The 26467-nt window shown below is 40.1% G+C and carries 22 protein-coding genes and 5 pseudogenes; 15 read left to right on the forward strand and 12 right to left on the reverse strand.

Translation table 11 applies throughout. The annotated features are described in order from the left end of the window. The first annotated feature begins 13 nt into the window (after nt 1-13). The 5 genes and pseudogenes from FTT64_RS12570 to FTT64_RS12590 all read left to right on the forward strand — a co-directional run. A complete protein-coding gene (locus FTT64_RS12570; protein WP_156188727.1) occupies nt 14-1195 on the forward strand; it encodes a tyrosine-type recombinase/integrase in 1182 nt (393 codons plus the stop codon). After that, nucleotides 1188-1436: a hypothetical protein gene (locus tag FTT64_RS12575; protein ID WP_156188726.1), complete on the forward strand. Its 249-nt coding sequence runs from the start codon at nt 1188-1190 to the stop codon at nt 1434-1436. The genes FTT64_RS12570 and FTT64_RS12575 overlap by 8 nt, the downstream gene beginning before the upstream one ends. Before the next feature lie 72 nt (nt 1437-1508). Next, nucleotides 1509-2051: a DUF1376 domain-containing protein gene (locus FTT64_RS12580; protein ID WP_104498409.1), complete on the forward strand. Its 543-nt coding sequence runs from the start codon at nt 1509-1511 to the stop codon at nt 2049-2051. A gap of 10 nt (nt 2052-2061) precedes the next feature. After that, nucleotides 2062-2805, forward strand: a complete 744-nt coding sequence (locus tag FTT64_RS12585; protein WP_156188724.1) for an ATP-binding protein — start codon at nt 2062-2064, stop codon at nt 2803-2805. A 119-nt stretch (nt 2806-2924) separates the two neighbouring features. Then, nucleotides 2925-3041 (forward strand): annotated as a pseudogene (locus FTT64_RS12590) (IS5/IS1182 family transposase); the annotation flags it as partial. Between the two features lie 41 nt (nt 3042-3082). On the opposite strand, the gene FTT64_RS12595 reads toward FTT64_RS12590, so the two are convergent. The 8 genes and pseudogenes from FTT64_RS12595 to FTT64_RS12625 all read right to left on the reverse strand — a co-directional run bounded on the left by FTT64_RS12595 (nt 3083) and on the right by FTT64_RS12625 (nt 12426). Next, on the reverse strand, nt 3083-5959 hold the full coding sequence (locus FTT64_RS12595) for a type I restriction endonuclease subunit R (protein ID WP_180182454.1): 2877 nt from the start codon (nt 5957-5959) through the stop codon (nt 3083-3085). 28 nt (nt 5960-5987) lie between these two features. After that, nucleotides 5988-6899 (reverse strand): DUF5655 domain-containing protein, encoded by a 912-nt coding sequence (locus tag FTT64_RS12600; RefSeq protein ID WP_180182455.1) that lies wholly within the window; start codon nt 6897-6899, stop codon nt 5988-5990. A gap of 17 nt (nt 6900-6916) precedes the next feature. Then, nucleotides 6917-7768 (reverse strand): HNH endonuclease, encoded by an 852-nt coding sequence (locus FTT64_RS12605; RefSeq protein WP_034585572.1) that lies wholly within the window; start codon nt 7766-7768, stop codon nt 6917-6919. A gap of 10 nt (nt 7769-7778) precedes the next feature. Then, nucleotides 7779-8507, reverse strand: a pseudogene (locus FTT64_RS14590) (restriction endonuclease subunit S); the annotation flags it as partial. After that, nucleotides 8496-8996: pseudogene (locus FTT64_RS14595) on the reverse strand (restriction endonuclease subunit S); the annotation flags it as partial. The pseudogenes FTT64_RS14590 and FTT64_RS14595, both read right to left, overlap by 12 nt. Beyond that, nucleotides 8996-10564, reverse strand: a complete 1569-nt coding sequence (locus tag FTT64_RS12615) for a type I restriction-modification system subunit M (RefSeq protein ID WP_180182457.1) — start codon at nt 10562-10564, stop codon at nt 8996-8998. The gene FTT64_RS12615 and the pseudogene FTT64_RS14595, both read right to left, overlap by 1 nt. A 225-nt stretch (nt 10565-10789) precedes the next feature. Further along, the gene (locus tag FTT64_RS12620; RefSeq protein ID WP_127801940.1) at nt 10790-11833 is read right to left on the reverse strand and encodes an HNH endonuclease; all 1044 of its coding nucleotides are present in this window, start codon (nt 11831-11833) and stop codon (nt 10790-10792) included. Nucleotides 11834-11835: 2 nt separating this feature from the next. After that, entirely contained in the window at nt 11836-12426 is a 591-nt protein-coding gene (locus FTT64_RS12625; protein ID WP_016658949.1) for a bifunctional 2-polyprenyl-6-hydroxyphenol methylase/3-demethylubiquinol 3-O-methyltransferase UbiG, read from the reverse strand. 150 nt (nt 12427-12576) lie between these two features. Between FTT64_RS12625 and FTT64_RS12630 the strand changes: the two genes are divergently transcribed. Both FTT64_RS12630 and FTT64_RS12635 read left to right on the forward strand, forming a co-directional pair. Next, the gene (locus tag FTT64_RS12630; protein WP_180182458.1) at nt 12577-12906 is read left to right on the forward strand and encodes a DUF4236 domain-containing protein; all 330 of its coding nucleotides are present in this window, start codon (nt 12577-12579) and stop codon (nt 12904-12906) included. A 99-nt stretch (nt 12907-13005) separates the two neighbouring features. Further along, entirely contained in the window at nt 13006-13320 is a 315-nt protein-coding gene (locus FTT64_RS12635) for a hypothetical protein (protein WP_078210213.1), read from the forward strand. A gap of 69 nt (nt 13321-13389) precedes the next feature. On the opposite strand, the pseudogene FTT64_RS14555 reads toward FTT64_RS12635, so the two are convergent. Continuing rightward, nucleotides 13390-13653 (reverse strand): annotated as a pseudogene (locus FTT64_RS14555) (hypothetical protein). Nucleotides 13654-13961: 308 nt separating this feature from the next. Between FTT64_RS14555 and FTT64_RS12640 the strand changes: the two are divergent. From FTT64_RS12640 to FTT64_RS12675, 8 genes are all read left to right on the forward strand, one after another. Beyond that, nucleotides 13962-14456, forward strand: coding sequence for a hypothetical protein (locus FTT64_RS12640; protein ID WP_168396133.1), 495 nt, complete (start codon nt 13962-13964; stop codon nt 14454-14456). Beyond that, nucleotides 14456-16636 (forward strand): hypothetical protein, encoded by a 2181-nt coding sequence (locus FTT64_RS12645; RefSeq protein ID WP_180182459.1) that lies wholly within the window; start codon nt 14456-14458, stop codon nt 16634-16636. The genes FTT64_RS12640 and FTT64_RS12645 overlap by 1 nt, the downstream gene beginning before the upstream one ends. Then, a complete protein-coding gene (locus tag FTT64_RS12650) occupies nt 16633-19590 on the forward strand; it encodes a site-specific integrase (RefSeq protein ID WP_180182460.1) in 2958 nt (985 codons plus the stop codon). Before FTT64_RS12645 ends, FTT64_RS12650 begins: the two co-directional genes overlap by 4 nt. Before the next feature lie 90 nt (nt 19591-19680). Continuing rightward, nucleotides 19681-20049 (forward strand): antitoxin Xre/MbcA/ParS toxin-binding domain-containing protein, encoded by a 369-nt coding sequence (locus FTT64_RS12655; RefSeq protein WP_016658943.1) that lies wholly within the window; start codon nt 19681-19683, stop codon nt 20047-20049. A 282-nt stretch (nt 20050-20331) separates the two neighbouring features. Continuing rightward, nucleotides 20332-20592, forward strand: coding sequence for a helix-turn-helix domain-containing protein (locus FTT64_RS12660; RefSeq protein ID WP_016658942.1), 261 nt, complete (start codon nt 20332-20334; stop codon nt 20590-20592). An 804-nt stretch (nt 20593-21396) separates the two neighbouring features. Beyond that, nucleotides 21397-21969: a LexA family transcriptional regulator gene (locus FTT64_RS12665; RefSeq protein WP_005180682.1), complete on the forward strand. Its 573-nt coding sequence runs from the start codon at nt 21397-21399 to the stop codon at nt 21967-21969. After that, nucleotides 21966-23264 (forward strand): DUF4113 domain-containing protein, encoded by a 1299-nt coding sequence (locus FTT64_RS12670; protein WP_016658936.1) that lies wholly within the window; start codon nt 21966-21968, stop codon nt 23262-23264. The genes FTT64_RS12665 and FTT64_RS12670 overlap by 4 nt, the downstream gene beginning before the upstream one ends. A gap of 158 nt (nt 23265-23422) precedes the next feature. Beyond that, on the forward strand, nt 23423-23632 hold the full coding sequence (locus FTT64_RS12675; protein WP_016658935.1) for a hypothetical protein: 210 nt from the start codon (nt 23423-23425) through the stop codon (nt 23630-23632). 179 nt (nt 23633-23811) lie between these two features. On the opposite strand, the gene xseB is transcribed toward FTT64_RS12675, so the two are convergent. The 3 genes and pseudogenes from xseB to FTT64_RS12690 form a co-directional block, all read right to left on the reverse strand. Next, a complete protein-coding gene (gene xseB / locus FTT64_RS12680; RefSeq protein WP_005180690.1) occupies nt 23812-24006 on the reverse strand; it encodes an exodeoxyribonuclease VII small subunit in 195 nt (64 codons plus the stop codon). After that, nucleotides 23996-25057, reverse strand: a pseudogene (xseA, locus tag FTT64_RS12685) (exodeoxyribonuclease VII large subunit); the annotation flags it as partial. The gene xseB and the pseudogene xseA, both read right to left, overlap by 11 nt. A gap of 218 nt (nt 25058-25275) precedes the next feature. After that, nucleotides 25276-26238 carry an IS30 family transposase gene (locus tag FTT64_RS12690; RefSeq protein ID WP_180182461.1) on the reverse strand — a complete coding sequence of 321 codons (963 nt, stop codon included), beginning with the start codon at nt 26236-26238 and terminating at the stop codon, nt 25276-25278. Between the last annotated feature and the right edge of the window lie 229 nt (nt 26239-26467).

Consider the following 26467-nt stretch of genomic DNA (forward strand, 5'->3'; position numbering starts at 1 on the left):
GGAGGATATTATTATGGCTGCCATCCGTACTAGATACGGTAAGTTATGTGTCGATTTTCGATACTTAAACATCCGTTGTCGTGAAACAACAGCTCTTGAAGACAATGCTCCAAATCGCAAAAAGCTTGAAAAAGTGATTGAGCGAATGGAAGCGGAAATCTTATTGGGTATTTTTGACTATGCTAAGTACTTTCCAAAAAGTTCTCGTTTGAAAGAAATCAAAAATGCAGAAAACAGAGTAAATGAAATCAGCTCTAAAACACCTCTATTTTCAAAGTTCTGTGAAATCTGGTTCACTGATAAAGAAATAGAGTGGCGTACAAGCTACAAGGGAAAAATTCAAATTGTAATCAAAAAGTACTTGATCCCTTTTTTTGGCGCAATTCCTGTTATTAATATTAAAAAGTCAGACATTCTTGGATTCCGTTCATCCCTCGCCAAAGTGACTAACGGAAAAAACCAAGAATGCCTTTCACCATCAAGAATCAACCAGATTATGATAGTGCTTCGTATGATACTCGATAGTGCTGCCGAACGATATGAATTTGATAGCCCTTATAAAAATATCAAGAACTTAAAGCAAGGAAAGATTGAAGTAACACCTTTTTCATTAAAGGAAGTACACGCAATCCTTGCCACAGTTCGTGATGATTTTAAGCCTTATTATACTGTTCGATTTTTCACAGGTATGCGCACCAGTGAGATCGATGGCTTGCAATGGAAAAATGTGGACTTACAACGTCGGGAAATCCACATTCGTGAAGCATTGGTGAATGGGGAGCTTGGTGGAACTAAAACTTATGGTTCTGACCGCACGATCCAGATGAGTGATCGGGTTTATCAGGCCTTTCTGCAACAGAAAAGCTTAAATAATGGTAAATCAGAGTTTGTCTTCTGTAACCGCGATGGTGGACCTCTCGATTATCGTTTAGTGAATAAACGTGTCTGGCATCCCCTGCTACGCTATTTAGGACTAAAGCCTCGTCGTGCTTATCAAACACGTCATACCGCTGCAACGCTCTGGCTGTCGGCAGGCGAGAATCCAGAATGGATCGCACGCCAGCTGGGCCATTCAACGACTGAAATGCTGTTCCGGGTCTATAGCCGCTATATTCCCAATGTTACGCGCCGCGATGGCAGTGCATTTGAAGCCATGCTGGAAAAACTAAATACAGAGGAGCTTGCACATGAATAGTAAAGCTTTCTTTGGTGGTGTGGTCGTCAGCGCTGAAGCAGATATGGTCGCTCGTGAATTAATCCATGAGCTACACATTCCCAAACTTCACAATCTAGCTTTTTTGTTGGAAATCAATAAATGCTTCGATGATCACCAGGCGTTGAGACTCTGGTTACAGCGAATGTTGGATGAAGGGCAAGCCCATTACGATGACTTGGCCCAACAGGCCCGTCTCCGCTTAATGAGTCTCGCTCACTAATAAAACAAACACAGACAGAAGGTCATCCAATCGATGACCTTAGCCCCTCTATATCTATAAAAAGGTGAACACATGCATAAAGATATTTCAATTTGGATGCCACTCTATATTGGCGACCTACAGGCAAAATTTGCACGAATGACGGCAGAACAAATTGGTGCGGCACTGCTGTTAATGATGGATTTCTGGAAAAATGGTGCCATCCCTCATGACCTAGCTACTGTATGTAGCATCACGAAATTACCTCAGCACACCAAGGCTAAAACTTTGTTGAATACGCTGATGGCTCTGGAATTGTTTGAAGTCGAGTCTGAGCAGATTCATTCAAGTTTTTTAACCAGTTTAAAAAGCCAGGCATTGCAAAATCAGCAAATGAAATCTGATAAAGCTAAAAATGCAGCTCAAGCACGTTGGGGTAAATCCGCAAGTAATGCTCAAGCATCAACCAAGCAACGAAAAGTAAATGCTCAAGCAGCTCCTGAGAAGAGCCCGAGTATTACTCAAGTCATGCTTGAATCATGCCCTTCATCTTCATCTTCATCTTCATCTTCATCTTCATCTTCAAATTTTGAAGAAAAAAATGAGAGTTTTTTAGAAAATTCAAAATGGATTTAGGAGAATAATCATGAATACCATGCTTAAAACGCTCCAGTTTCGCGCAGAAACAACGGAAACAGCTTGCCCTACCCATCATATACCCCTAATGGAAATTGCGGGTCACAGGCTCTGTAAATTGTGTGCCAAAGAAACCGTCGATCACTCACATGCAGCCTATGAGAATGAACTGCAACAGCGATTGCTACAACAGAAAATTAAAAATTCAGGGCTCAATAAACGCTACCTGGATCGTGGCTTCAAGAATTATGTAGTTGCATGCCCTGCACAAGACAATACCATCAAGCTATGTCAGGCCTTTGCACAGCAGATTATTTCTGACCACAACCCGAATATGTTGATGATTGGTACACCGGGTACAGGTAAAACCCATCTGAGTGCATCAATTATTCGCAACATTCTGCATAACAGTACAAAATCTGCACGCTACTATACCAGTGCAGAAATTGCTCAAAAAATGATGGACACTTGGTCAGATGCTTCACGCTCTGAAAAGGAAGTCATCGACCATTTCTCCAGCTTTGATTTATTAGTGATTGATGAATATGGCCTGCATGACCGGCATGAAAAACGCCTGGAGATGGTGCATAAGGTCTTATATAGTCGTTATGACAATATGAAATCTACCCTGCTGATTTCCAATTTCACAGTCCAAAATATGCAGCGGGATTTAGGTGTCCGATTATGGTCAAGGTTGCATGAAAATAGCCTGATCATTGTTCCATGCTACTGGGCAGATCAAAGGATTACTTAATACTGCTTGCAAAAAAGAGCCTTGTTAGACGGCTCTTTTTAACTTATCTCTTTTTTAAATTAAGTGGCTTTGTTGCACAAACCTATCTGTAAAGGGTTTTTCAGCGATATAATTTTCAAATGAAGAAGCCTACACACAAAATCTACCGCACAACCAATTGGCCCGCATATAACCGAGCACTCATGAGTCGCGGAAATATTGCCATTTGGTTTGACCCTGCTACGCAATGGTATGCGCCCCTTCTAAGCTAGGTTTGTGCAACAAAGCCTTACCTCAATTAAAATCCCACATAAAACTTCTCAATCAATTGCCTTGTCTTCACCATTAAACTGGTCAAAACATTATCCCGCTCAAACAGCTTAACCTTATAGTTTGGTAAGTCCTTCAACTCTTCTTTACGTGGCAAACGATGCGTATATTCATAGTGATCGAGTACTTCTTTCATCGCTTCAGGCTTTAGATTTTCCTGTTCACAAAGCTGCTGGTAAGCCTGTTCTTTTTCGATATCCCAAAATTGTGCAAAGGCATCTTGTACGCTTTGACCATTGATCATCTTCGGCATGTTTTCTTCAATGAACTTCTGAATCAGTTCCTGCTTGTCATGCAAGGTAACTTCATTACCAATTAGATCATGTATCTGTGCTTCGTATTTCTTGCGTTTGGCCTCATCCCCGCTATCCAGAGCCATTTGCAGCAAATTGATAATATAGCCCACATTGATCCGGTCACTATGTAGCAGATCCAATTGGAAATCGACATCATCCAGTACAGAGACTTTTTCTTTTTTCGTAGTCTTGCGTACATCACGACATAAGTCAGCATACTTGGAAGCAAAATTGGCAAAGTGCTGTTTATCTAAAGCGGTCTGGTTCTGATCGTATTCGATAAAGGTTTGCAGCTGAGCGTTATAACGCATCACTTCACGGAAGGCCTTAATAAACTCCAACTGCTGATCTTCTGTCATGAGATCATCCACGCTTTGATAATCAGGCGTGATCTTGAGCAACTTCTGAACAGCAGCATCATAATCCTGCTTAATTTCCTCAAAGCTTGGAACCAGTACCACCTTTTGCGCATCTTTATTGGAAAATAGCGCCAGTGCTTCATCTGTCGCACGTTTCAGGTTACGGAAGCAGATAATGTTTCCAAATGGCTTCTTATCGTTATAGACACGGTTGGTGCGTGAGAATGCTTGAATCAAGCCATGATATTTTAGGTTTTTATCGACATACAAGGTATTTAACGGCTTAGAGTCAAAGCCCGTGAGGAACATATTGACCACGATTAGAATATCAATCTGTCTGTTTTTTACGCGCTGTGCAATGTCGCGGTAGTACGCATAAAATTGATCACCAGAATTGTAGTTGGTTTTAAACTGTCGATTGTAATTCGCTATGTAGCGATCTAGCTTATCCCGACTGGATGAATTGACCTGACTTGGAATATCTGCGGCTTCTTCATGAATTAAGCCATTTAAGTCATCAGTCGGTACAGCCTCATTTGCAGCATAGGAAAAGATAGTGGCAATGGTCAACGGTTTAAATATCCGACCTTGTGCTTCATCTTCAATTTGCTTTTCAGCCTGCACCTTTTCAAAGATGTCGTAATATTGGGTCAGTGTTTCGACCGAACTGACACAGAACATTGCGGTAAATTCACGATTACGGGTTTTGGTATCGTGAATATTGACAATGTAGCGGGCAATCATTTCTAGGCGTTGTGGGTTGTCATACAGTTCTTTGGTATCGATGCCTTCTACATCTTCCTCATAACTTTCATTCGTCGCCATGCCTTTGGCGGTGTATTTGCCACGATAATCAATCTGGAACTGCAAGACATTACGGTCACGGATGGCATCGACAATCACGTATTTATGCAAACACTCATTAAACAGGTAGTCTGTGGTGAGTTTTAAACCTGCTTTGCTTTGGCTGTTCTTTTCAAAAATAGGCGTACCGGTAAAACCAAACATTTGTGCATTGCTGAAGAATTTTTTGATGTTCTGATGGGTCTCACCAAATTGACTGCGATGACATTCATCAAAAATAAAGACTACTTTTTTATTTTTAAGATAATCAATCGATTCTAAATAACGCTCGGTGCTGATGGCCCGATTGAGTTTTTGGATGGTGGTCACAATCAGTTTGTCATGACGTTGATCCAGCTGTTTCACCAAGGTCGATGTGTTATCGGTGCTGTCCACGCTATCGGCTTTAAAAGCATTAAATTCGCGTGAGGTTTGCGTATCGAGGTCGTTACGATCGACCACAAACAGGACTTTTTCTACATCAGGCATTTGCATGATGATCTGACTGGCTTTAAAAGAAGTCAGGGTCTTGCCTGAACCGGTAGTGTGCCAGATATAGCCATTGCTGTTGGATGTTTGTACATGCTGCACGATTTTCTGTACTGCATAAATCTGATAGGGACGCAGCACCATCAGGCTTTTGGTGGTTTCCAGCAGTACCATATACTGGGTCAGCATTTGGGTCAGATGCTGCTGATTTAAAAACGTATCGGCAAAGTCGACAATTTCATTGATGTGTTTGTTGCTGACATCGGCCCAGGGAAAGGCAAATTCAATGCCGGTCGTGCCGTTGGAGTAGTAACGGGTATTGGCGCCATTACTGATGACAAAAAGCTGAATAAAACCAAACAAGCCCTGTCCAGCCCAATACGCTTCACGAGTATAACGCTGAGTCTGGTTAAAGGCTTCGGCGATTTCCATGCCTCGTTTTTTCAGCTCGATCTGTACCAAAGGCAAACCATTGACCAAGAGCGTGACATCAAAACGGCTGGTTCTGCCATTATAGTCACGGTGGTCGATGGTGATTTGATTGGTCACCTGATAGATGTTTTTGCTTGGATCATTCGAGAGAAAAAAGATGTGCTTGCTTGTACCATCATCAAATTTGACCGGGAACAGATCACGCAGATTTTTGGCGCGCTCAAATACTGTGCCCGTATTTAAAAAACTGATGACCTGTTTCCATTCAGTTTCTGACAGTGGTGCTAGCCCATTGGCACGTTCGACTTGGGTTTTGAGGTTAGACAGTAGTTGGCTTTCATCCTTGAGCGTGACTGAGGCATAACCTAATTGTTGCAGTTGGCCGATCAGTTCATTTTCAAGTTGATATTCGCTTTGCACTGTCATTTCCTTTCCCTCTAAAATCTTAAATTATTCACTTCAATGTTTGTTTAATTAAACTCAAGATATATTCTAAATTTTCTGTATCTGAGACGATCACCTCACAATCACCATTTCCCCAATGTCCAATATTGGTCATATCTTTCGCGAGCTGTTTCGGGTCATCCAGTTGATTAAAAGGCATATTCAGCCATATACGAATTTGCTTTGTCCCAATACTCATATAGACATAGTTACGCTTACCCTTACGGAAGGCGATGTACATTTTCTTGGGATGAACCTCTAAATCGGTGGTTAAGCCCAGAATTGAGTCTCTGAATTGCTCATATAGCTCTTTGATGTCATCGGACTTATCCGCCAAGTGATAGGCTTCATCATATTGCTGGATTTCTTTAGCAATTTTTTGAATATCTTCAGAGTCAACCTTTTGCACTTGCTTGATTGAAGGGGCTGATTTGGCTTTCTGCAATGGATTGACTGAAACAATTCCACCTTGATAGCGTTTGATTTCCCACAGCTCAATGCCCAAATCTTTAAAATTAGTAGACTGCTTTTGAAAGTCGGTAAAGCTCGGTGAAACAAAGATGATTCGACTTTGTGACCAGTCGACATCCTGACGTTTAAGCTGTTTACTCTGGTTCTCGTTGTACTCAACGATGAAATCTGCCTTGTAGTCGAGCATCAGATTCAGATAAGAAACGCCTTGGTCAATCACGCTATAATTGCGTTCACGCTTGTATTCGATAATTACGAAGGCCTGACTTTCGGGATCGAAAGCTAGCGTGTCAATACGATTATTCTTGATCGTGAACTCGGACTTGATGAATTCCAGACCTGTAAAACTGTAAAGATTACTTTCAAACAGGCTTTGAATCTCTCTTTCCAGACGAAAAGGATCTTCTGTAAGTTCTACTAATGACTGTGCTTGGGTTTGATAAAGCTGCATTAAAAATCTCGAATTATTTATTCTTCAAATGTTTGTCTAAGCGGATTCCTCAAAGAAACACTATATAAAAGTTTTAATCTCTCAATTGTCATTGGAAGACCATTTTCGGTTTTATGGAGCATGGCGTGACAATTTGGACAGACTGGTCTTAGATCTTCTTTAGGGTCTACTTCATATTGTTCGCCAATCGTGTGCAAAGACTTAAGATGATGTACATGGATGAAATCTTTAGCAAATGAGCCATACATATGTTCAAAGCTCAAGCCACAAACGCAACAACGTGTTCCATAAATTTCTATACATTTAGCCCTTGCTTCAGGGTTACGCTCATATTTATTCACTAAAACCGTTTGCTTAGCTCCTTCAGGAAAAGTTTCATTTTCTAAACCTGCTTCATCGGGATAGTCGGTATTCACACTATCAGTTTTAAACTCATTAAAAATATGAGTTAAAAAAATGCGGATTGGATCATTTGAAGCTTTATCTCGATCTGTGCGACGGCCTTGAATAGGAGCATCAGGAATTAAGTTTTCCTGTCTGAAATATTCAAAAGACAAAGTGGATTTATCCACTTTGTTTAACTTTTCAAAAATAGAGTACCCACCTAGATAACTTTCAATTTTCTTTTTATCCGACCAAAATGCTTTCTGTGCTACTGGGTATTCTGAGTTTTCCGCATGCCCAATAACTTTGAATTGATACATCACCTTTGAGATGGGTTGGGTCACATATACATGAACAATATCATTGATTTGTAACCCTTTACCTTCACTAGTGGCTGAATTCTTCCAATAAATCTGCGGCAAAGCCTCATAAGCTGCTTCTAAATCAAACTCAGCATAATTCACGGTTACTAGCCAATTTGCCATAATTTCCCCCCTACACAAACATCTGCTGCAACAAGCCTTTTTTCCAAATTTTCGCTTGTTCAATTTGCTGTACCACGACTTCAATTTTTTGGTCGATGGCAGAGAGGAAATTGGCGATTTTGGTTTGTTCTTCTAGACAAGGGAAGTCGAATGTAAACTCATTTAAAGTGCCCGTTGTAATTTGATTAATACGAGCACCTAAGTTCATTTGAACTTGCTCAAAGAACCATGGCGTTTGCATCAAGTAAGCGATAAATCTGTTGTAATCACTTCTATAGACAGACATGAATGCGCCAAATGTCATTATCTCATCATCATTAATAATCACGCTTTTACCGATTAGTCTTTGACTACCATTTCGAGTACAAATCAAAATATCATTAGGTTGAATAATAATCTTGTCTTTAATCTTTTTATTCACTCGCACTTGGTCAGATTTATCTAAACGCCCCTCTTTAATATTTGAAGAACGCAAAACAAGTATCCCTGTACTGTCATTAGTCACATCTGTTGGAGAGTAAGTCAAACCTATAATATTTTCGCCAACTTCACCAAGTGTTTTATTCTCCCACTCCCCAAACTCACTACCATCATCCGCCTTAAAACGAAGCTGCTGACTAAACAGCTTTTGCATCATGCCTTGTTTGTATTGGCTCAGCAGTTGGTGTTTTTGTGTCAGTTGATTAATCTTTTCATCTACTGCGGAAAGAAAAGAGGCAATTTTTGTTTGTTCATCTAAAGATGGGAGAAAAATAGGCATTCCTTGAATTGCATAAAGAGCAAGCTTAGGTTGTGCACCTATTGTAGAAACAGAGTCTATTAATTTAGATAATGATCCATTATTTAGGTAATGTAACAAATAGAACTGATTACATTTGATATTAGTTAATTTATCAGCATTCTCAGTTAAATTGGCATTATTAAGTTCTTGAGGAATAATTCCAACTAGTCCTAAAGTTCCTGCCACGGAAATATATATTTCATCAACTGAAATCCGATATCGTTTTATTTGATCAATTGCTTCTAATGGAACATAACGAATCTTTTCTAAATTAACTGTTCCATTTTCCATATCCGTCACAGTTATATAGGGAAACCCATTATTTTCTTCCTGAAGTGAATATCCTTTGGGTAGTCTTTTGCCACCACGAACATCCGCAATCTCTGAGATTATTTTCTCAACCCAACATCCATCAAACTCTTTAAAACGCAATTTAGGGGTAGTCATTACTTCACCTCCGCAAACGGTGAAACAATGCCTAGCTCTTTGCAAAAATCTGCAATGATGGCATCGGTCTTTTGGCTCTCAACTTCCAAAGCTTGAAGCTGTTTTGCAATCGCATCTAAATCAATCTCGGCTTCCGCTTCAAAAGTATCCACATAACGCGGAATATTCAGGTTGTAATCGTTATCTTTGACTTCTTGCAAGGTCGCCACATGCGCATATTTTTCAATATTTTCACGCTTTTCAAATGCCGCAACAATCTTATCCAAATGCTCAGGCAATAACTTGTTTTGGTTCTTCTGCTTTTCAAAATCATTGCTGGCATCAATAAACAGAATATTACCGCTCTGCTCACGATTTTTCTTCAACACCAAAATACAGGTCGGAATAGACGTTCCATAGAAAATATTGGCGGGTAGACCAATAATGGCATCCACCACGTTCATCTGTTCAATCAGGTACTGACGAATCACACCCTCACTGGAACCACGGAACAATACGCCATGCGGTAACACCACCGCCATGGTGCCATTGTCATCCAGTTGATACAGCATGTGCTGTACAAATGCCATATCCGCTTTGGAGCTTGGCGCCAGTTTGCCATACGCAGCAAAGCGTTCATCTTGTAAAAATAACGGATCGGCAGACCATTTTGCAGAAAATGGCGGATTCGCCACCACCGCATCAAACTTTTTATCTAAATGCTGCGGACGGGTTAAAGTATTTTCCTGCTTGATGTCGAACTTGGCAAAATGCACATCATGCAGAATCATGTTCATGCGTGCCAAGTTGTAAGTAGTACGGTTCATCTCCTGACCGTAAATCATATCGACATCTTTCACTTCACGTTTTACCCGTAGCAACAACGAACCTGAACCACAAGTCGGGTCATAGACTGAACGTAAACGGTCTTTGCCTTGCGTGACAATCTTCGCTAGTAAGGTCGATACCGTTTGTGGCGTATAGAATTCCCCCGCTTTTTTGCCCGCGCCTGAGGCAAACTCACCAATCAGGTATTCGTAAGCATCCCCCAGTACATCGGCTTCGGTATTGGAAATATCAAAATCAATATCATCTAAATGACTGAGGACTTTCGCCACCAGTGCATTACGGTCACTGGCATTATTGCCGAGCTTGGTCGAGTTTAGATCCAAATCTTCAAACAGGTTGGCAAAGTCATCGGCAGAGTCGGTGCCTAAAGTGCTTTGTTCAATCGATTTTAAGGTCGCAGTTAAATCATCCAAAATGAATTCGCCCTGACGACCACGCTCGGCTAAGGTATGGAATAGCTGTTTTGGTGTAAGCGCATAACCCACTTCGGCAATGGCATTCTTTTTAATTTCTTCGATGTACGGCACATGCTCAGCATTATTTTCATCTAATTCTAAAAAGCTGAGGTCTTCACCATCGAGCAATTCATTGGCAAAGTTCACCGACTTTTCCGATAAATATTTAAAGAAAATAAAACCCAGAATGTAATCACGGAATTCATCTGCCCCCATGGTGCCACGCAAAGTATTGGCGATATTCCAAAGTTGTTTTTGTAATTCTTGCAGTTGTACTTGGGTCATTTTTATAGAAGTCCAATTAAGTGAATCATTAATTAAATGATTTTACCTAAAATTCTAAATCATGCAGCAGTAAAAAGGTGGACAAGGACATGAATTGTCGTGCTCCAGCGATGTAATCTATCAATTCAAGCGCTAGACAGATACATGATCTAAATTTTATAGCAGCCTACTCCAGTAATCTTCACTACAGAAAAATAAAGACATTAAAGTACTCCAGATATGGGACTAAACACCTAATATATGTTTATCTTTTCCACCTAGCCAGACTAAATATTCATTCTCTATTGCCTGCTTATACGCCCAGTCGGCAACCCGATGCGAACGTTGCAGATCGGTTAAAAAACCTAATTGAGAAATTTCCCGAACAATAGATTGATCATGTAGATAGTTCCGCTCCTGCCACTGTTGCAGAAATTGTTCTGACGCCAAATAATTACTTTTTTGTGAGTTGCACTTTTCATCCGCCAGGACAAAATTATGTCCGGTATCGGCAGGATATAATGACCATGGAATAAAATGATCCACGGCATATTTTGAATTTTTTAGGCTTTTGCCACAGTAAAAACACTGGCATTCTTGCAAATCAATCAGAAAGTCTGCGACCTGTCCTAGTTGGTTACGACTCGGTGCAAACATGAATTCATCTAGGTCAGGCAAACCATCCAGTACCACCAGGTTCTGCTTATTTAGCCGAACGAAATCAATCCAGCGTTTCTGACACAACTCTTCAATGATTTCACTAAACTGTCTTAAGCAATACATCACCTTGGGCAACAGCTTGAGGGACTGTTTGGAGTCTTCAAGGCAATAGAGAAATTCTACCGTTTGACCATTCAGATTCTGCAAATATACCACCGGCATTTGCTTTACCGTTGTCGCCACTGTTCGCTTCAGCCTGTTCCAGTAAAGTACATCCTTTCTCAACGCGGCCAAGGTCTTGAATTGTTGCTGTGCTTTCTGGATTTCACTGATGATCTTTGCCTGCTTACCAGTGCTTTGATGAATAGTAAAAGGCTCATACTGGTTAAACTGAAACGGCAGTGACTGTTTCCAGTATAAGTCAATAAACTTTTCAGCAATATCCTGATATTCTAAATGCAAGGCAGCACCAGTATCTTGCCCCTGTTCAATCGCCAGACGCGTGATACTTATCAGCAAAGCAAACTTATATGTCGAAGTAAAAGTCCCTGACTGCAAAATCTGCTGAATATGCTTTAAGAATTTCAACTGTTCTTGAGGGGTTGGTATTTCGGCTATACTGAATAACATATCTAAGCCTGCACTTTTCTAATCAGAATATTCATCCACTCTTCTGTACGCTCTGGACGTTTATCTACAGTAATCCATTGTTGTAACAGTAAAGCCTGATCGATCTGCTTAAGTAAGTCATGAGCTTGCTGTTCATTCAAGTCAGTAAAGCTACGCCCCTCTATCTCACGGTCTGTATTGCCATACTTAAAAGACATGTAACACACACCATTTAGCTTTAATGCTTTGAATATAAGCCCCAGCACTTCAGTTAGGCGATCTCTTTCACAATGTAAAAGAGATGCACAAGCCCAAATACCATCGTATTTATTATTCTCAGCTAGGTCATAAAAACTTTGCTGACGTACTTCAATATTGGTCAGCTCCCTGGCCTTTTTAACCAGCTCGGCAGAATAATCAATTGCCTCAACTTGATAGCCTTTTTTCTTAAATGCCAAAGTGTCCCGCCCCGAGCCACAGCCCAAATCTAGGATCAATGCCTGTTCCGGCAAATATCTTAGAAATGGTGCGTAAAGACTTTCCATTTCAACCTGATAGGTATTTTCAAAAAATGCTTGAGCATGTTGATTGTAATAATTTGATGTTTGATTCATTGTCTAAAAGCCAATATCTTATGTTAAAGAACATACTGATTTTTCACTAGATAAGTCAAATGATCAGTCCTATGAATGAATCAAACTCTTATTTCACTGTATCCGGACAACTGAGATAGAAACCAAACTGGTTCTTTTAAATGGAAAAAAATGGGCTTCAGATTTCGCAAGAGTATTAAAATATTACCTGGATTAAAAATCAATCTGACGCATAAAGGCATTAGTAGCGCGAGCATTGGCAAACCTGGTGCTTCTTTAAATATTGGCAAAAAAGGCACCCGAACCAGCGTTGGTATTCCTGGCACAGGCCTATCCTATTCCAAGCACCAACCCTATAAAAACAGAGCCGGCAACCAAGAAAATCCTGCTCAGGAACAACAACCGCTCTATACATCACATACTGAGCAACCCAAATCGAATGTCTGGATTTGGGTGATTTTTGGATTATTTTGTTTTATTGTCGGGGCAATTATTTTTTGAATTTAGCCATTCTTTGTACCTCATAATATCCACTGCTAGGCAAAATTTAATTCATTCATTACTATGGACGGATGTTAAATACAATAAAGGCTGCCGCTGATGTCTGATAATGACAGTACTATGGATTATGATGAAAATGATTTAATCGATTCTCCCTTGTCTCAAATTTTAAAAGAGGATAATGAGCAAATTGAAGTTCTAATTTATCGATTACCCGATAGTGACTGGACACTGGAAGTGGTAAACCAAAATGGTACTTCTACTGTATGGGATGAAACATTCCCGTCAGATCAGGAAGCTCTATCTGTCGCTTTAGATGGAATTAAAGCCGCAGGCGGTATTCAAGCATTTTCCGAACTCAGTGACCTCGAAGCAAAGAAAAATATTTTTCCTGAATCCCTTACTCGCCATTAAAAATGAAGCTGCTGGCGTGGATCTGAATCAGTATTTTCTGGATTCTTAGAACCTGTCGCGATGATAGGTTCACTTCAACCCAAACCCATCCAGGGTTGAAAGGTCAAAATTTTCATCAAACATAAACTCATCTGCTCGCTCTTTTTTCAATATTGCCAAGGCATAAAAGAAATATTTTTCACATAACTGCAATTCATATCATTCCCCGTCATGCCTGGAGCCATAGCCCCAATGTGCCGATAAAGTTCCAAACTCCAATTTCGTTGATTGGTTGCATACATCACATAAAACATCGGTAACGACTTCTACCTGTTTCAGTTGTTTAATTTCCATATACGGCTCCCGGTATCAATCAAGTTAAATTTGTCCCCTGCTTAGAAAAAACTTATTTATTTTTGATTTAAATCACACTTTTACAAACAACAGATAACTATATATAGTGATTTAAATAATCTAAAAACACAATATATGGTATTTTTAGCCATTACCCCCTATTGAAAATTATATGAATATTATTGTTTTATTTTCAGCCATTTGGCACAAATATGGGGAAGTATCACTGTATGTCTGTAAAAAAGAAAAGCATACCCAATTACCGCGTACCTGCAAAAAATCTGCAATTAATATGCTATCCAAAATGTATGCACGCCTACCAAGTTTGGATAGCTTTATTTTTTCAACTTAATGAAAAACAGCAAAGCTATCATTTGGATTTTACTTTTAAACAGAATATCAACATCCCGCTCCTTACAACTAATAAACCGGACCTCTATTTTTTTAGTAGTCATTTCAGCTGGATCTATGCCTATTTTTACAGCAAAAATAAAAATGAATTCAAGTTCAGAGCTTATGAGAAAAATAATTCCTACGAATTCACCATCCAGGCTTTAAGCGAAGTAAGGGCCTTACTGTGTTCCGGATTACATCAATCAATTCATGGCTTAGACGTCATTTCAAATTGGCTAAATGAACAATACTTAGCTGTACATCTTCAGGACGTTTTCGGTCATGAAGTTTTAACTATCGATCATCTACGAGAATTATCAGGACTGTCTAAATCCAAAAGTCCAGTAAGTTCTGTTTCAAATTATGCCGGCCCACTGTCATTAGAAAAGATTCTGGAGGGAATTGCATAATGAACGGATATAGTTATTTAGAAGATACTCAAGAATTAAAGCTTGAGCCATTTCGAGACTTCTATCAAGCACTGGCGGAAGCAAAACTGAAAAATGATCAGGACTTCTTTAAGCTGAATGATTTCATCCAACCAACTGAAGTCGTTAAACTAATTAAAATTATGACTCAGCATCCTACTGATCTATCGATTAGTAAATATCCATTGGCGCATTATCTCTTGGCACTGATCAACACTCCATCAGCATATCAATCAAATGCACTGAAATGGGCTATTTTCAATACTCAATGTATCGAGTTACTGAATAGTAAAGAACATACAGCAACTGTAGCTAATCTATGTAGGCGTTTTCGTTTAGCAAGTACAAAGAAAGAATACTATTGGCTTTACAATTTTTTACCGTCTCTTCCGATCGAATTAGACGATCTTGTTAAATTTCTAAAAGAAGCTGAAACTGAGAATGGAAAATTATTTGACGAATCTAAAGAGAGTTTAGAGAAAAGGGAAATGGGCCAACTGGCAGAAATCCGCGTTATTTATACGTATACCCATATTCAATCAGAACGTCAAAAAAGAAATCGTCAAAGTAATCCAAACACCCCAAAACAGTCTCAAACTGACGTTAAAAAGACATTAAGAATTTCACTTGATGGAGAAAAAACATATCAAACTCATTTTGAGCGAGGTGTGGCAAAACAGCCACCTGAGGATAAAACTATAGAAAAAGTTGAAGATCATAATTTTGAATTTAACTCACTAGAGCAATGTTCTATTACAGCTCAGATCAATAATCTCAAAAATAAAATTCTGCATCAAAACAAGAATGAGCTAATGAGCAAGCCGAATCCTCGGGTCTTCGATTTGCCTACCGCACAGTACATTATGCAAATTTTATTAGAACAGGCAGAAAACTCTCCAATTCATACCCTGCTTTTATTTTCAGCCCTCAGTCTTACTCATTATAAAGATCTGCCGGTATTTCAAAAAAATTTACGAGTCAGTACGAAAAACAAAGAAGTATCACTGAAACCCCAAAAATGTTTCTTTAAGCAAAGCTTTGAAGTCTCAAAATTCAAGGATTTTGTTTTAAGAAAACATCGGTTGAATACCGTGAATTCTTTTACGATTCCTCTGCCTCAATATTATCTGGAAAATCTAAATCAGTTGAAAAAAATGGATGGTGTTGAGATTGATTTCAAGATACAGGAGTATTTACGAAAAATTAATAAAGGGCTGACCTTCCAGTTAACATCACAAAATCTTCCTCGCTTACTCAGTGATATTGCATTGAATGAAATGGGGTATGAGCTGGAAAGCAAATTACTGAATGGAGAAAGTGTTCAGCACTATATTCCATGCCATTACTTTTCAAAACAGATCGTAGATATTTTTGATATTTATACTCAAACTCTAATTTTGACTGTTCCTCAACTGGAAACTGAATATCTTGAAGAATTCAGCAATCCGCATTCTTTTGGTAGCCAGCAGACACCTAATCTCCCATTCGTCCAGTCTTTTTTTTACCAGCTTGACCACCAAGTTCGGAATAATCCCAATCCCTTTCAGACTTTAAATCATTATTCAATCTGGCTGTGGCATATTTGCATGCTGATAACTTCAGCACGGCCGAGTGAGTCCTTCCCACCCAATCTAGATTATATTGACCTTGACAACCAATTGATGGCTGTTGCAGATAAAGAGCAGCGTTATTCGGGCACCATTGGACGCTATTTACCTTTTAATAATTTTCTTCGTGATGAAATACAGCATTACCTAAAGTATTTGAAACATTTTCTGCACCTCACTAAAGCCTATCTGTCGCAAGAACAAGTACAAGCAATCCAAGAGGTCTTCGAGGGGGAACGCCCCTTTCTATTATTTTACGATCCACAAGGATATATCCGAAATCTGGAACTTTCTGATATTCAAAAATACTGTACTGAAATAGCATTACAGCGCAATTGGACCCGCCACTTCGCTCGCTATTTTTTTGCCCAATACTGCAATGAAGATCTAATAAAAGGCATCTTTAGTCATGACGAAGCTATGCAGGAACTGTTTGACCGCTATTCAGCTTTTCAGGCGACTGATTACGATCAAATCAGAACAGCACAAGACAAGCTGGTCGAAATTTTAGAACTTAAAAGCATGTCAAGTTTCACAGGAATAATGATTACATGAGCAAACATCCTCACTCGCTCAAACGATTAAAGAAACATAGAGAGAGAAAAGCGTTTCTTCTGCAATTATTTAGCGAAAAATGCTCAAAGATGACACCTGAAAATTATCCTGAAGTTTATCGACAAATTGATGACCGGCTTTTAGAGCGCTGTAAATCCAATATCCGAAGCTACCAAATAGCACGTATAGAATTTGCTAAATATATCAAGCGCTTTAATCTTTCATCGGATCACCACTATCCGGTGCCTGCTGCCCCCGTGAGGCACGAAAGGTCTCTGCCACTACAAAATATTGAAACCTTAAAACATGGTAAAAAAGTTACTCAATTTGCCAAAAATATGATTGCTTACTGGACACGACATAATGACTTCAGTCCAACCCAATCACTTGGCTTCTGCTTGATCAGTTCAATATTATTTAATGGCATTTATAACCATGCCGAACTGCAAAAGTTTTTAAAAATCATTTTAAAAACAAAGAAATTTCAAAGTTTTTTAAATCTAAATCATATGATTACACTCGAAATCCCGAACCGGCATTTCGGTAATCAGCGGATAAATGACCCTGATTTTTCAGTCAGCTATACAAAAACGTTTGTGCTACACGACATTGTGAAATGCTGGATCTACAGACTAAAACATCAGAAATTTGATTTATTTTCAGATATTGAAGATGCAGAAAATCTGATTAACACTTGTATTATTGAATGCTTCCCTGAAGAGAAGGTGGGTTGTAAAGACCTGTTAAAATACGGTTTTTACTATACACAGTTCCTGAAAAACAGCGGACTGGATCAAATGTCCATTTGTATCTTAAAAAATGAAATTTACAGTTCCAGTCCTCTCGAAAAACAATTAGCAGCTTATTTTATTCAACCTGAACCCACGCCTACCCATACGATTCAGAAAGTTTATGAGAACCCTCAGGACCAGTCTACAGTCACTATTGCATTAGATATAGCCGATATTTTAGTAGAAATACGTCAAGCTATTCGTGCAAAAAACTATAGCGATCAACTCATAGAATTATATGCTAAAGAACAATCTCCAGCCTTGGAACGTTTGCTGCTGTGGAGCATTCTACGCTCAAAAGTAACGGAACCTCAACTGGACCTTCTCAATCATATTATTCAGCAGCAGCAACGATTTAAGCGCAAGCTTATACGCGCAGATTTTCAGCCAATTAAACAAAGCTCTCTAAAAACCATGTTTTCACAATTTGCAGTCCATTGGCTGCAGGCAACGCAAGACAAAGATATTTCATCATTTTCAGATGCTGATTTTGAAGATCTGTATGGAGAAATGCTTCTATTAAAGAAAGAAACAACTAGAGCGACTTTACAAAAACGTCTACAGGAGTTTCATCACAAACAGACCTTATTTTTTAACGCACCCACTGTTGATCTGGATAATTTAATCCAGGTAAAAATCTGCAGAACCGCATTGATCTCGCCCCATATTTTTCACCACATGCTAGAGCAGCTCGAAAATACTCAAGATATTTCGATTCAGGATAAAAATATATTTAAACTGATTTTTATTCTAGGATTCAGAGTCGGACTACGGATCAATGAAACATTGAATATCTTCGTACGTGATCTATTTATTAGTGAAGATGCTGTGATACTCACCATTCGCAACAATCGCAATAAAAATCAAAAAAGCTACTCAGCTTACCGCAAGATTCCCCTGCATCATCTACTTAAAGCCGACGAATTACATGCATTTAAAACATACAGTCAGAATAGAAAACGTCTGCTAAAAGAACAAGGAAAATCAGTTGCACACCCGCTGTTTTTAAAACAGTCCTTAGAAGAAACTCATGAAAATGCAGTGAATTCCCTATTGAAACAATTGATCCAGCCAGCTTTTGGAGAGCACAATTTTACTTACCATAGTCTGCGTCATTCTGCATTTAATCATCTTTACCTGATTTTAAAAAACTCAACACTTGCAGATGCATTTACTGACTATAGCCCACATGAGCAATTACGTATCCGTTATGCATTGCTGCGAAACAGAAATACTCAGCAAACCTGGTATGCGCTTTCTCATTTTGCCGGGCACCTGACACCTGAAACTACCTGTTCTAGCTATCTGCATTTAATGCATCTAGCAATTAGCTACCAGCTGAATCAAATGCACAGCCCGCTTCCTAAAGAAGCCTATTTTAATATTCTAAAACATGATGATGCTATTAAATATCCTGTTCAGCAACGGGCGATCAAACAGTTTTTATTTGATCAACTCACTAAAGACCGTTACAGGCAACATGATCATCAATATCAACCAGGGCAACAGAAATCACCTGATTCACTGATGCTAGGAGCTCATGACTCAGAGATGACTTTTGAACTATTGCATCACATTCTTGCAGTAGAAAAAGAACAAGACCTTTTGTTACCTGAAGCTATTCCTTTGCAAATCGCGCAAAAATTACGTGCCAGAGCTCTGCATTTGAAAACCTCCTGTGTAAACCAAAAAAAATCATCGAGGTTATTTACCACAGATTTTTTAAGGAAAACTCCTGATGCATTAGTCACCATGTTGCCGACCAATCAGGAGGAAAAAAAGGTCATTCAACATGTTCAGGAGCGTTATGCAAATGTACAAAGTAAATACAAAAAACAGCTTCATACGATCTACTCAATTTATCTTGAAAAAGTTCAGCCCAATTCTGCTCAGTTCATTTTTGAAATAAATGAAAAACGTCAACTGAAAAAGTTTCTGTCTTTTATTAGTAAACTGTTTCCAACAGAATATCTTCACCTCGAACTTTCTAAACAGAGCAAAGAACAGCTCAAGAATACATTACAGGGTTTGAAATTAGGTTCAAAAAACTTCAGCCTGAATGAAAATGAAAGGCGAATTAAGTTCTGCTTCAAAAGTAAAGATGTAAAAGCACTTGGGGTATTCAAGTTACTGATGTATCTCATGATAGTTTCTCATCTTTAAGCTGTTTGTAATAAAAATTTGAACTCTGAGAAACGATAATCAAATAGTATAAACTCTAGGTATCAGCAACGTCTGAAACTGAGATCAGTCATGCATAAAACATCAGAAAAAATTGCAAAACAAAAAAAGGTATTAGCTAAAGCTGTTTTATCTTCCGCAAAGCAACTTGGTTTGACACAGGAGCAGCTTGCCATCGTTCTAAATTTAGATTCAATGGAAACTTTAAATTCGCTTGAGTTAGATCCAGATTCAAGTCAGGGAGAACTCGCAATTATTTTAATTCGTATTGCGATATCACTAGATGCTCTAACTGGTGGAGAGACTAAATGGATGCAACATTTTATGAAGTCACCAAGTAAGTTAACCAAAGGCATTCCGATAGAGCAGATTCAGACTACTGAGGGATTAACCACTGTATTAAACGTAACCGAAGGACTTCGGCTTCAGGGTAAATATTAATAAAACAAAGCTTCATTACACAGAAAATTAAAAGTCATAATTTTGTCTAATCATTCAAATTCAAGGCATATGAAGTTCCTCTTCTCAAGAGGTATATGACTGTCTCATTATTGATAACTGCCATACATATACGGATTCTATTAACTTAATTCGAGGCTAAATTGAATCTTATAAGTTCAATTTAGCCATTCAAGAGTCATTATAAAAGTTTGCTATATAGCGAACATTAACTATTATTAGTTAAAAGTTTGCTATATAGCTAACAAATTTGGGGAGCAAAAAATGGCTACACGAGGTGAAATAGGTAAAAAAATACGTTTGGCCAGAAAAGGATTGGGCCACACACAGAAAAGTCTTGCAGAAAAAACTAAAGTCAATAAAACAACAATTTCAGAGATGGAAAATGGCCGTTTTACAGGTTCATTTGACATATTTGAACGTGTGCTTGATGGTGTTGGTTTACAATTCGAAGTGAATAAAAAAAATTGTAAATTGCCACAGTGGGATGAAATTGAAGAAATATTTTCAGAATATGATAAATAAACAGCTTTTTTACACAAACATTCAAAAGGTGAATTCTCCCCAATCCATTCAAATTAATTTTTTTATATGAAAGCTGATTGAAATACACATCTAGATCATAAATCTGATTAGATAAATGCGGATCAAATCGACATGGCTTTGTTGCACAAAGATTTCATAACTATATGATTTTAAAAGTTTTGATTGTTTTTGATCCAAAATTAAATTTATTTAAATCAGATGCTTACATATTTATGCAACAAAGCCAAAATGACTTAAAATAATCTGAGAACTACAAAAACTTATACATATTTTGATTTCAAATCAAATCTGATAAAACTAAAAATGCAGCCCAAGCACGTTGGGGAAAATCCGCAAGTAATGCTCAAGCAAATCATGAGCACAGCCCGAGTATTACTCAAGTCATGCTTGAACCATGCCCTGAATAGCCACCACTTTCCTAGACACATACAGCCCAAAGAATGATTTCACCCTGAAAATGCCGACCATGGAAGGGATTCATATGCTGCACCTTTAGCTAAAAGAGGATTCAGCTTACCATTAGTGGTTATTTGCAACAGTGCCCTTTTTCTTATGCACGTGGCATGTTCCCTCAGGTTTGATTTAAACCTTCTGCAGTAGAAGTTGAACCTCAACAGCTTGGGCTGCAAATAATTTTTAGCTCAAGTTTGATTGCTCTAAGTAATCTATAACCACCTTCTGGTGAGATAGATATTCAGAACACAATCCGACGAATGGAGTTGTTTTTTTCCACTGCTGTTTTACCATCTTGATTATGTTACACAATCAAGATGAACAAGTAAAATGGATGAATTTCAGCATGGTGGTGCCCGTGAAGGTGCTGGTCGCAAACCAGTTCATGAAGGCCCAACCAAAGTGATCCGGGTTCCCGAAGCCCGTGTACTGGAGATCAGGCAGTATCTGGATCAGATAAAAAAACCAGCCCGCAATGATGTTGCTTCGATTACTCCGGTTGAAGCCAGAACACATTATGAGATTCCGGTTGCCTTGCAAAAGGTGGCTGCAGGTTTCCCTTCCCCAGCCCAAGACTATATCGACAAGACCCTGGATCTGAACGAGTTCCTGATCCAGAACCAGCAGGCTACCTTTATCGTTGAGGTGGAATCGCTTTCCATGCGCGATGCCGGGATTGATCTGAAGGACAAGCTGATCGTGGACCGCAGTATTGAGCCCAAGCATGGTGATATTGTTCTGGCCCTGATCGACAATGATTTCACCATCAAACGACTGATGATTGAAGGCGACAAACGCTGGTTACAGGCGGAAAACCCGGATTATGCGGATATCCATTTGAAAGATGGTCAGACCCTGCTGATCTGGGGTGTAGTCACCAGTGTCATCAAGAAGTTCAGATGAACAGCCCCGAGCGGATTTATGCCCTGATCGACATCAACAACTGTTATGTCAGTTGTGAACGGGTGTTTAATCCCAGCCTGAATCACCGTCCAGTGATTGTGCTGAGCAATAATGATGGTTGTGCAGTGGCCCGCAGTAATGAGGCCAAAGCCCTGGGCATCAAGATGGGTGTTCCGTTGTTTCAGGTTCAGGACATTGTCCGGCAGCATCAAGTGGTGGTGCTGTCGAGCAACTATGCCCTGTATGCGGAAATGTCCAATCGCTTCCATTCGATTTTGGCCGGTTATGTGGCTCCGCATGAACAGGAAATCTATTCGATTGATGAATGTTTTCTGGATTTAACCAGTTATGCACAGCATTTTGACTTGACCCGCTATGCCAGAGAGATGAAACAGCGGATCTGGGACTGGATCGGGTTGCCGGTATCCATCGGGATTGGTCGCAGCAAGACCGAAGCCAAGCTAGCCAATCACCTTGCCAAGAAATGGCCTGGCTTTGCAGGCGTATGCAATGTGCTGGAGCTGGATTATCTGGATCAGGAAACGCTGTATGCTGGAATTGAGGTGGGTGAAGTCTGGGGTGTGGGACGTAAGCTGGTCAAAAAGCTGAACCAGATGGGCATCCATTCGGTACTGGATCTGGCCATGCAGGATGCGCATCGCATGGGAAGTTTGTTTTCAGTGCTGATGCAGCGCACGGTGCTGGAATTACAGGGCATCTCCTGTTTGCAACTGGAGGATGCTCCTGCACCCAAGCAGCAGATTGTGGCTAGCCGCTCCTTTGGAGAACGGATTACTGAGCTGGATGATCTGAAAGAAGCCATGGGTAAGTATGTGCAAGATGCAGTCATGCGCTTGCGTGCGGATGCCTCGCTGTGTGGCTGTATCATTGCTTTTGTGCAATCCAATCCCTTTGATCAAAACACAGCGTATTACAGCAAATCGTTGGCCTTTGAATTCCCGGAACCCACGGACTGTGTACTTGATCTGATTCATGCTGCGATGCAGTTACTGCAAGGCATCTATAAGCCAGAGGTAAAGTATAAAAAATGTGGGGTGATTCTGACCGGTCTGGTCAGCAAGACCCGCTATGTGCCTGATCTGCTTACAGACCATCGCCAGCGTGAAAGCAACGAACAGCTGATGCAGGCTTTAGAAGCCGTGCAAGCCAGATATGGCAAGACTAAACTGGCAGTGGGATCGTGTTATTTACCACAGCGGAAATGGTCGATGAACCGGACACATCTGACCCAGAACTATTTCAGCTGGCAGGGATTATTGAAAATTACCCATTAAGCCAACACCCCTTTTTAGGTTAAACAGGTGACAATTAACAACCGGACATCTATCCAGCCCCCCTATTGCGGACGGATCGCTGCTGGGAAGATACTCATATCGCTATGGTAAAACATTGAGCTCATCATATTGCAAGCAACTCAGGAGGCTTAAATCGCATGGCTAAAACAACAAAGGACGAAATCCCTGTAGAAGAATCAGCTCAAGCCAGTGAAGTTTCTGACAAAGTAACGGAAGCTAGAGCGTTATTGGGCAAGCAAATGTCCGCAAACCTGATTGCGATCGCAGAACTGACCCATACCCCGATTCCACACATGCAGGTAGATGAACACGGGGTTTTTCACGAGATTCAAAACACTGATAGGTAGACCGGCATGGATTGCAGTAACGGACGGTATTCTCCTGTTCAATCGGTCGAGTGCTCAGATCCGGTTTGATCGTTATCGTTAAGTCCATATTTTTGTACCTAACACATGGTTTTATACAGTTAAGTACAGGAATACGTACTGAACAGACAAAGCGTTTTTATGGTCCTTAGGCTTTTTTTCTATTCCTTAAAGGTGTCATTGAGCGCCTGCTGAACCGCCTCAATCCTTGATTTGCAGGCTTTGTAGGCGGTCATGGATTCTTCAACGATCGCCATCAGGTTATCAATATCCGGTTCTTCCTGCGATTCCAGCAGTTCGGCATTCTTCTTCAGAATCTCGTAGCCCTGTTTGAAACTGAGTTCTTCATTGTTCATGTGTATTTACCTGTGTCACGGTGGCATCAATCATGCCATCCTGGAGTTCGATCTGGAGTTGCTGGCCAGTGATTTGTTGCACTGAGCGGATGGCTTTGCCCTGACTGCGGACAATCGCATAGCCTTTAGCCATCACGTTTCGTGGGTTCTGTAGCAAGGTTTCCCGCATCAGGGATTCGGTCTGCTGTACAGCCTGCCGCAGCTGTTGCTGGGCAAAATACTGGGTATCGCTTTTCAGCAGATCAACGCTACGCTGCGCATCATTGAGCTGGCTTTGTGCCAGGGTTTGGATGGTTTTCAGATACTGGTCATTCTGGCTTTGATAGGCGGTCAGCTGATGCTGGGACAGCAGTTTGATGGTTTGCAGCGCAGTACTGGCTTCATTGACCCGTTCGACAATCAGGTTACGGATCCCGGCGATGACTTTACTTGGGGTATCAAAGGAGCGATGCGCGATTTCATCCAGAATGGTGCGGTCTTTCTCGTGGCCAATGCCCACCCAGATCGGCACTGTTCTTTTACACAACAGTGCAGCCAGATCATAGTCGTTCAGGTACGCCAGATCATTCACTGCTCCACCCCCACGGATGATCACAATTAGGTCGGGAGCGGTCTGGTAATCTTGAGCCCACTGCCTGAGTGCACTGGCCAGAGCCTGCATGATGCTGGTTGGGGCAGTATTGCCCTGGAAGGTGGCTGAATGATAAACGAAGTGGCAGACACCCGCCTGAGCCAGGGCATCGGCATCTTTTTTAAAGTCTCCCAGCCCGGCGGCATTTTCCGGGGCGATGACCAGTACGTTCTGCAAATCAAAAGGTGCCGGTAGCTGTTTGTTGTTATTGAGCAGGCCTTCCTGGGTCAGGCGCTGCAGGATCTGCTGATAGCGTTTGGCAATGTCACCTAAGGTGAAGCTGGAGTCGATATCTTCAATATTGACGGAGAAACCATATTGCGGATCAAATTTGGCTTTGACCTTGATCAGGACATTCAAGTCTCTGGACAGTTCAATGCCGCTTTCCCGTTCAAACCTTAACACGATTTTTTGTGCGGTGTGAACCGTACCGGGTTTGTCGGAGACCACTATTCGTTCAATATTTCATGAATTTAGTTAGATTCTTTACCTAATCCCAATTCTAGATAACTTACTTTTTATAAGCTTGTTTATAAAAGTAAGAAGTGTTATTTTTATATGTAAAAATAGGGTATAGCCTAACGGAACAAAATAAAGTCTTAAAAAGCAACTCAAAAACCGTATTTATAGAGGCGGATTCAAGCAGCAAGTGCAACAGTATAAAAACCAGCCATAACTTCACTAGGCGTATACCAGCCTAGTGTTTTTCTAGGGCGATGATTGAGAGCAAATTCTATCTGCTCTATTTGTTCATTTGACACTTCATCAAACGAAGATGATTTTGGCAGATATTGCCTGATCAGACCATTGGTATTTTCATTTCTGGCTCGTTGAATCGACTTGTATGGATCTGCAAAGTACGTCTCTATCCCTGCTTCCGTTATCCGCCGGTGCTCGGAGAACTCCTTACCATTATCAAAGGTTACACTGTAGGCATGACTGCTGCGCAAACATGCTAAAGCACACGAAATCGTTTTAGTTGTGGTTCTAGTTTGTCCCAAATGAACGATATGTACATACAAGCTTTTGCGCTCAACCAGAGTTAATAATGCCCCCTTGTGATTCTTGCCTATCACGGTATCACCTTCAAAATCACCTAGGCGTTGACGTTTCTCGACGACCTCATCGCGACAGTGAATACTTGTTCTATCAACGAGTTGGCCTCTACGGTCTGTATTTTTATAACCTCGTTTACGATATTTCTTTTGATGCCTTAAATGAAGGTGGAGCTTACCACCTTTAGATTTATCTAGATAAACATACTGATAAATCCATTCATGTGAAGGCACATCAAGCCAACCTCGTTGTGTTAAAGCACCTGAAATTTGCTCAGGAGACCAATCTAAGCCAATCAGATAACGAATATAAACGAGAGCAAAATCTGTCATTTGTGAAGAGGATCGATATCGTCTTTGACTTGAAAATTTCTCTGCCTGTTGAGCTCGATATCCACGTTTTCCAGTATTTCTTTTGATCTCACGATAAAGGGTTGATCGAGAACGTCCAAGCTCCCTGGCAAGGGTAGAGATTGAAGATTTGCTTTTCAAAGCAGCATAAATTTCGTATCTTTCATCTTGAGAAAGTTGGGTGTATTGCTTCATTGGGTGCTTTCCAATTGCGAGTTGAAAAAAGTCTAATGATTTTAATACACCTAACTTTTTCAACTAACTACAAATATGTCGCACTTGGTATTTGAATCTGCGAGACTTAATATTTAATTTCGGTACAATATGTATTTAATTATCTAAACTCTAACGGTACAGAATGCCTAATCAGGTCGGATATATTCGAGTCAGTTCAACTGAACAAAATACTGAACGTCAATTAGAT

Source organism: Acinetobacter sp. Q186-3 (genome assembly GCF_013420655.1).
GTDB lineage: Bacteria > Pseudomonadota > Gammaproteobacteria > Pseudomonadales > Moraxellaceae > Acinetobacter > Acinetobacter indicus.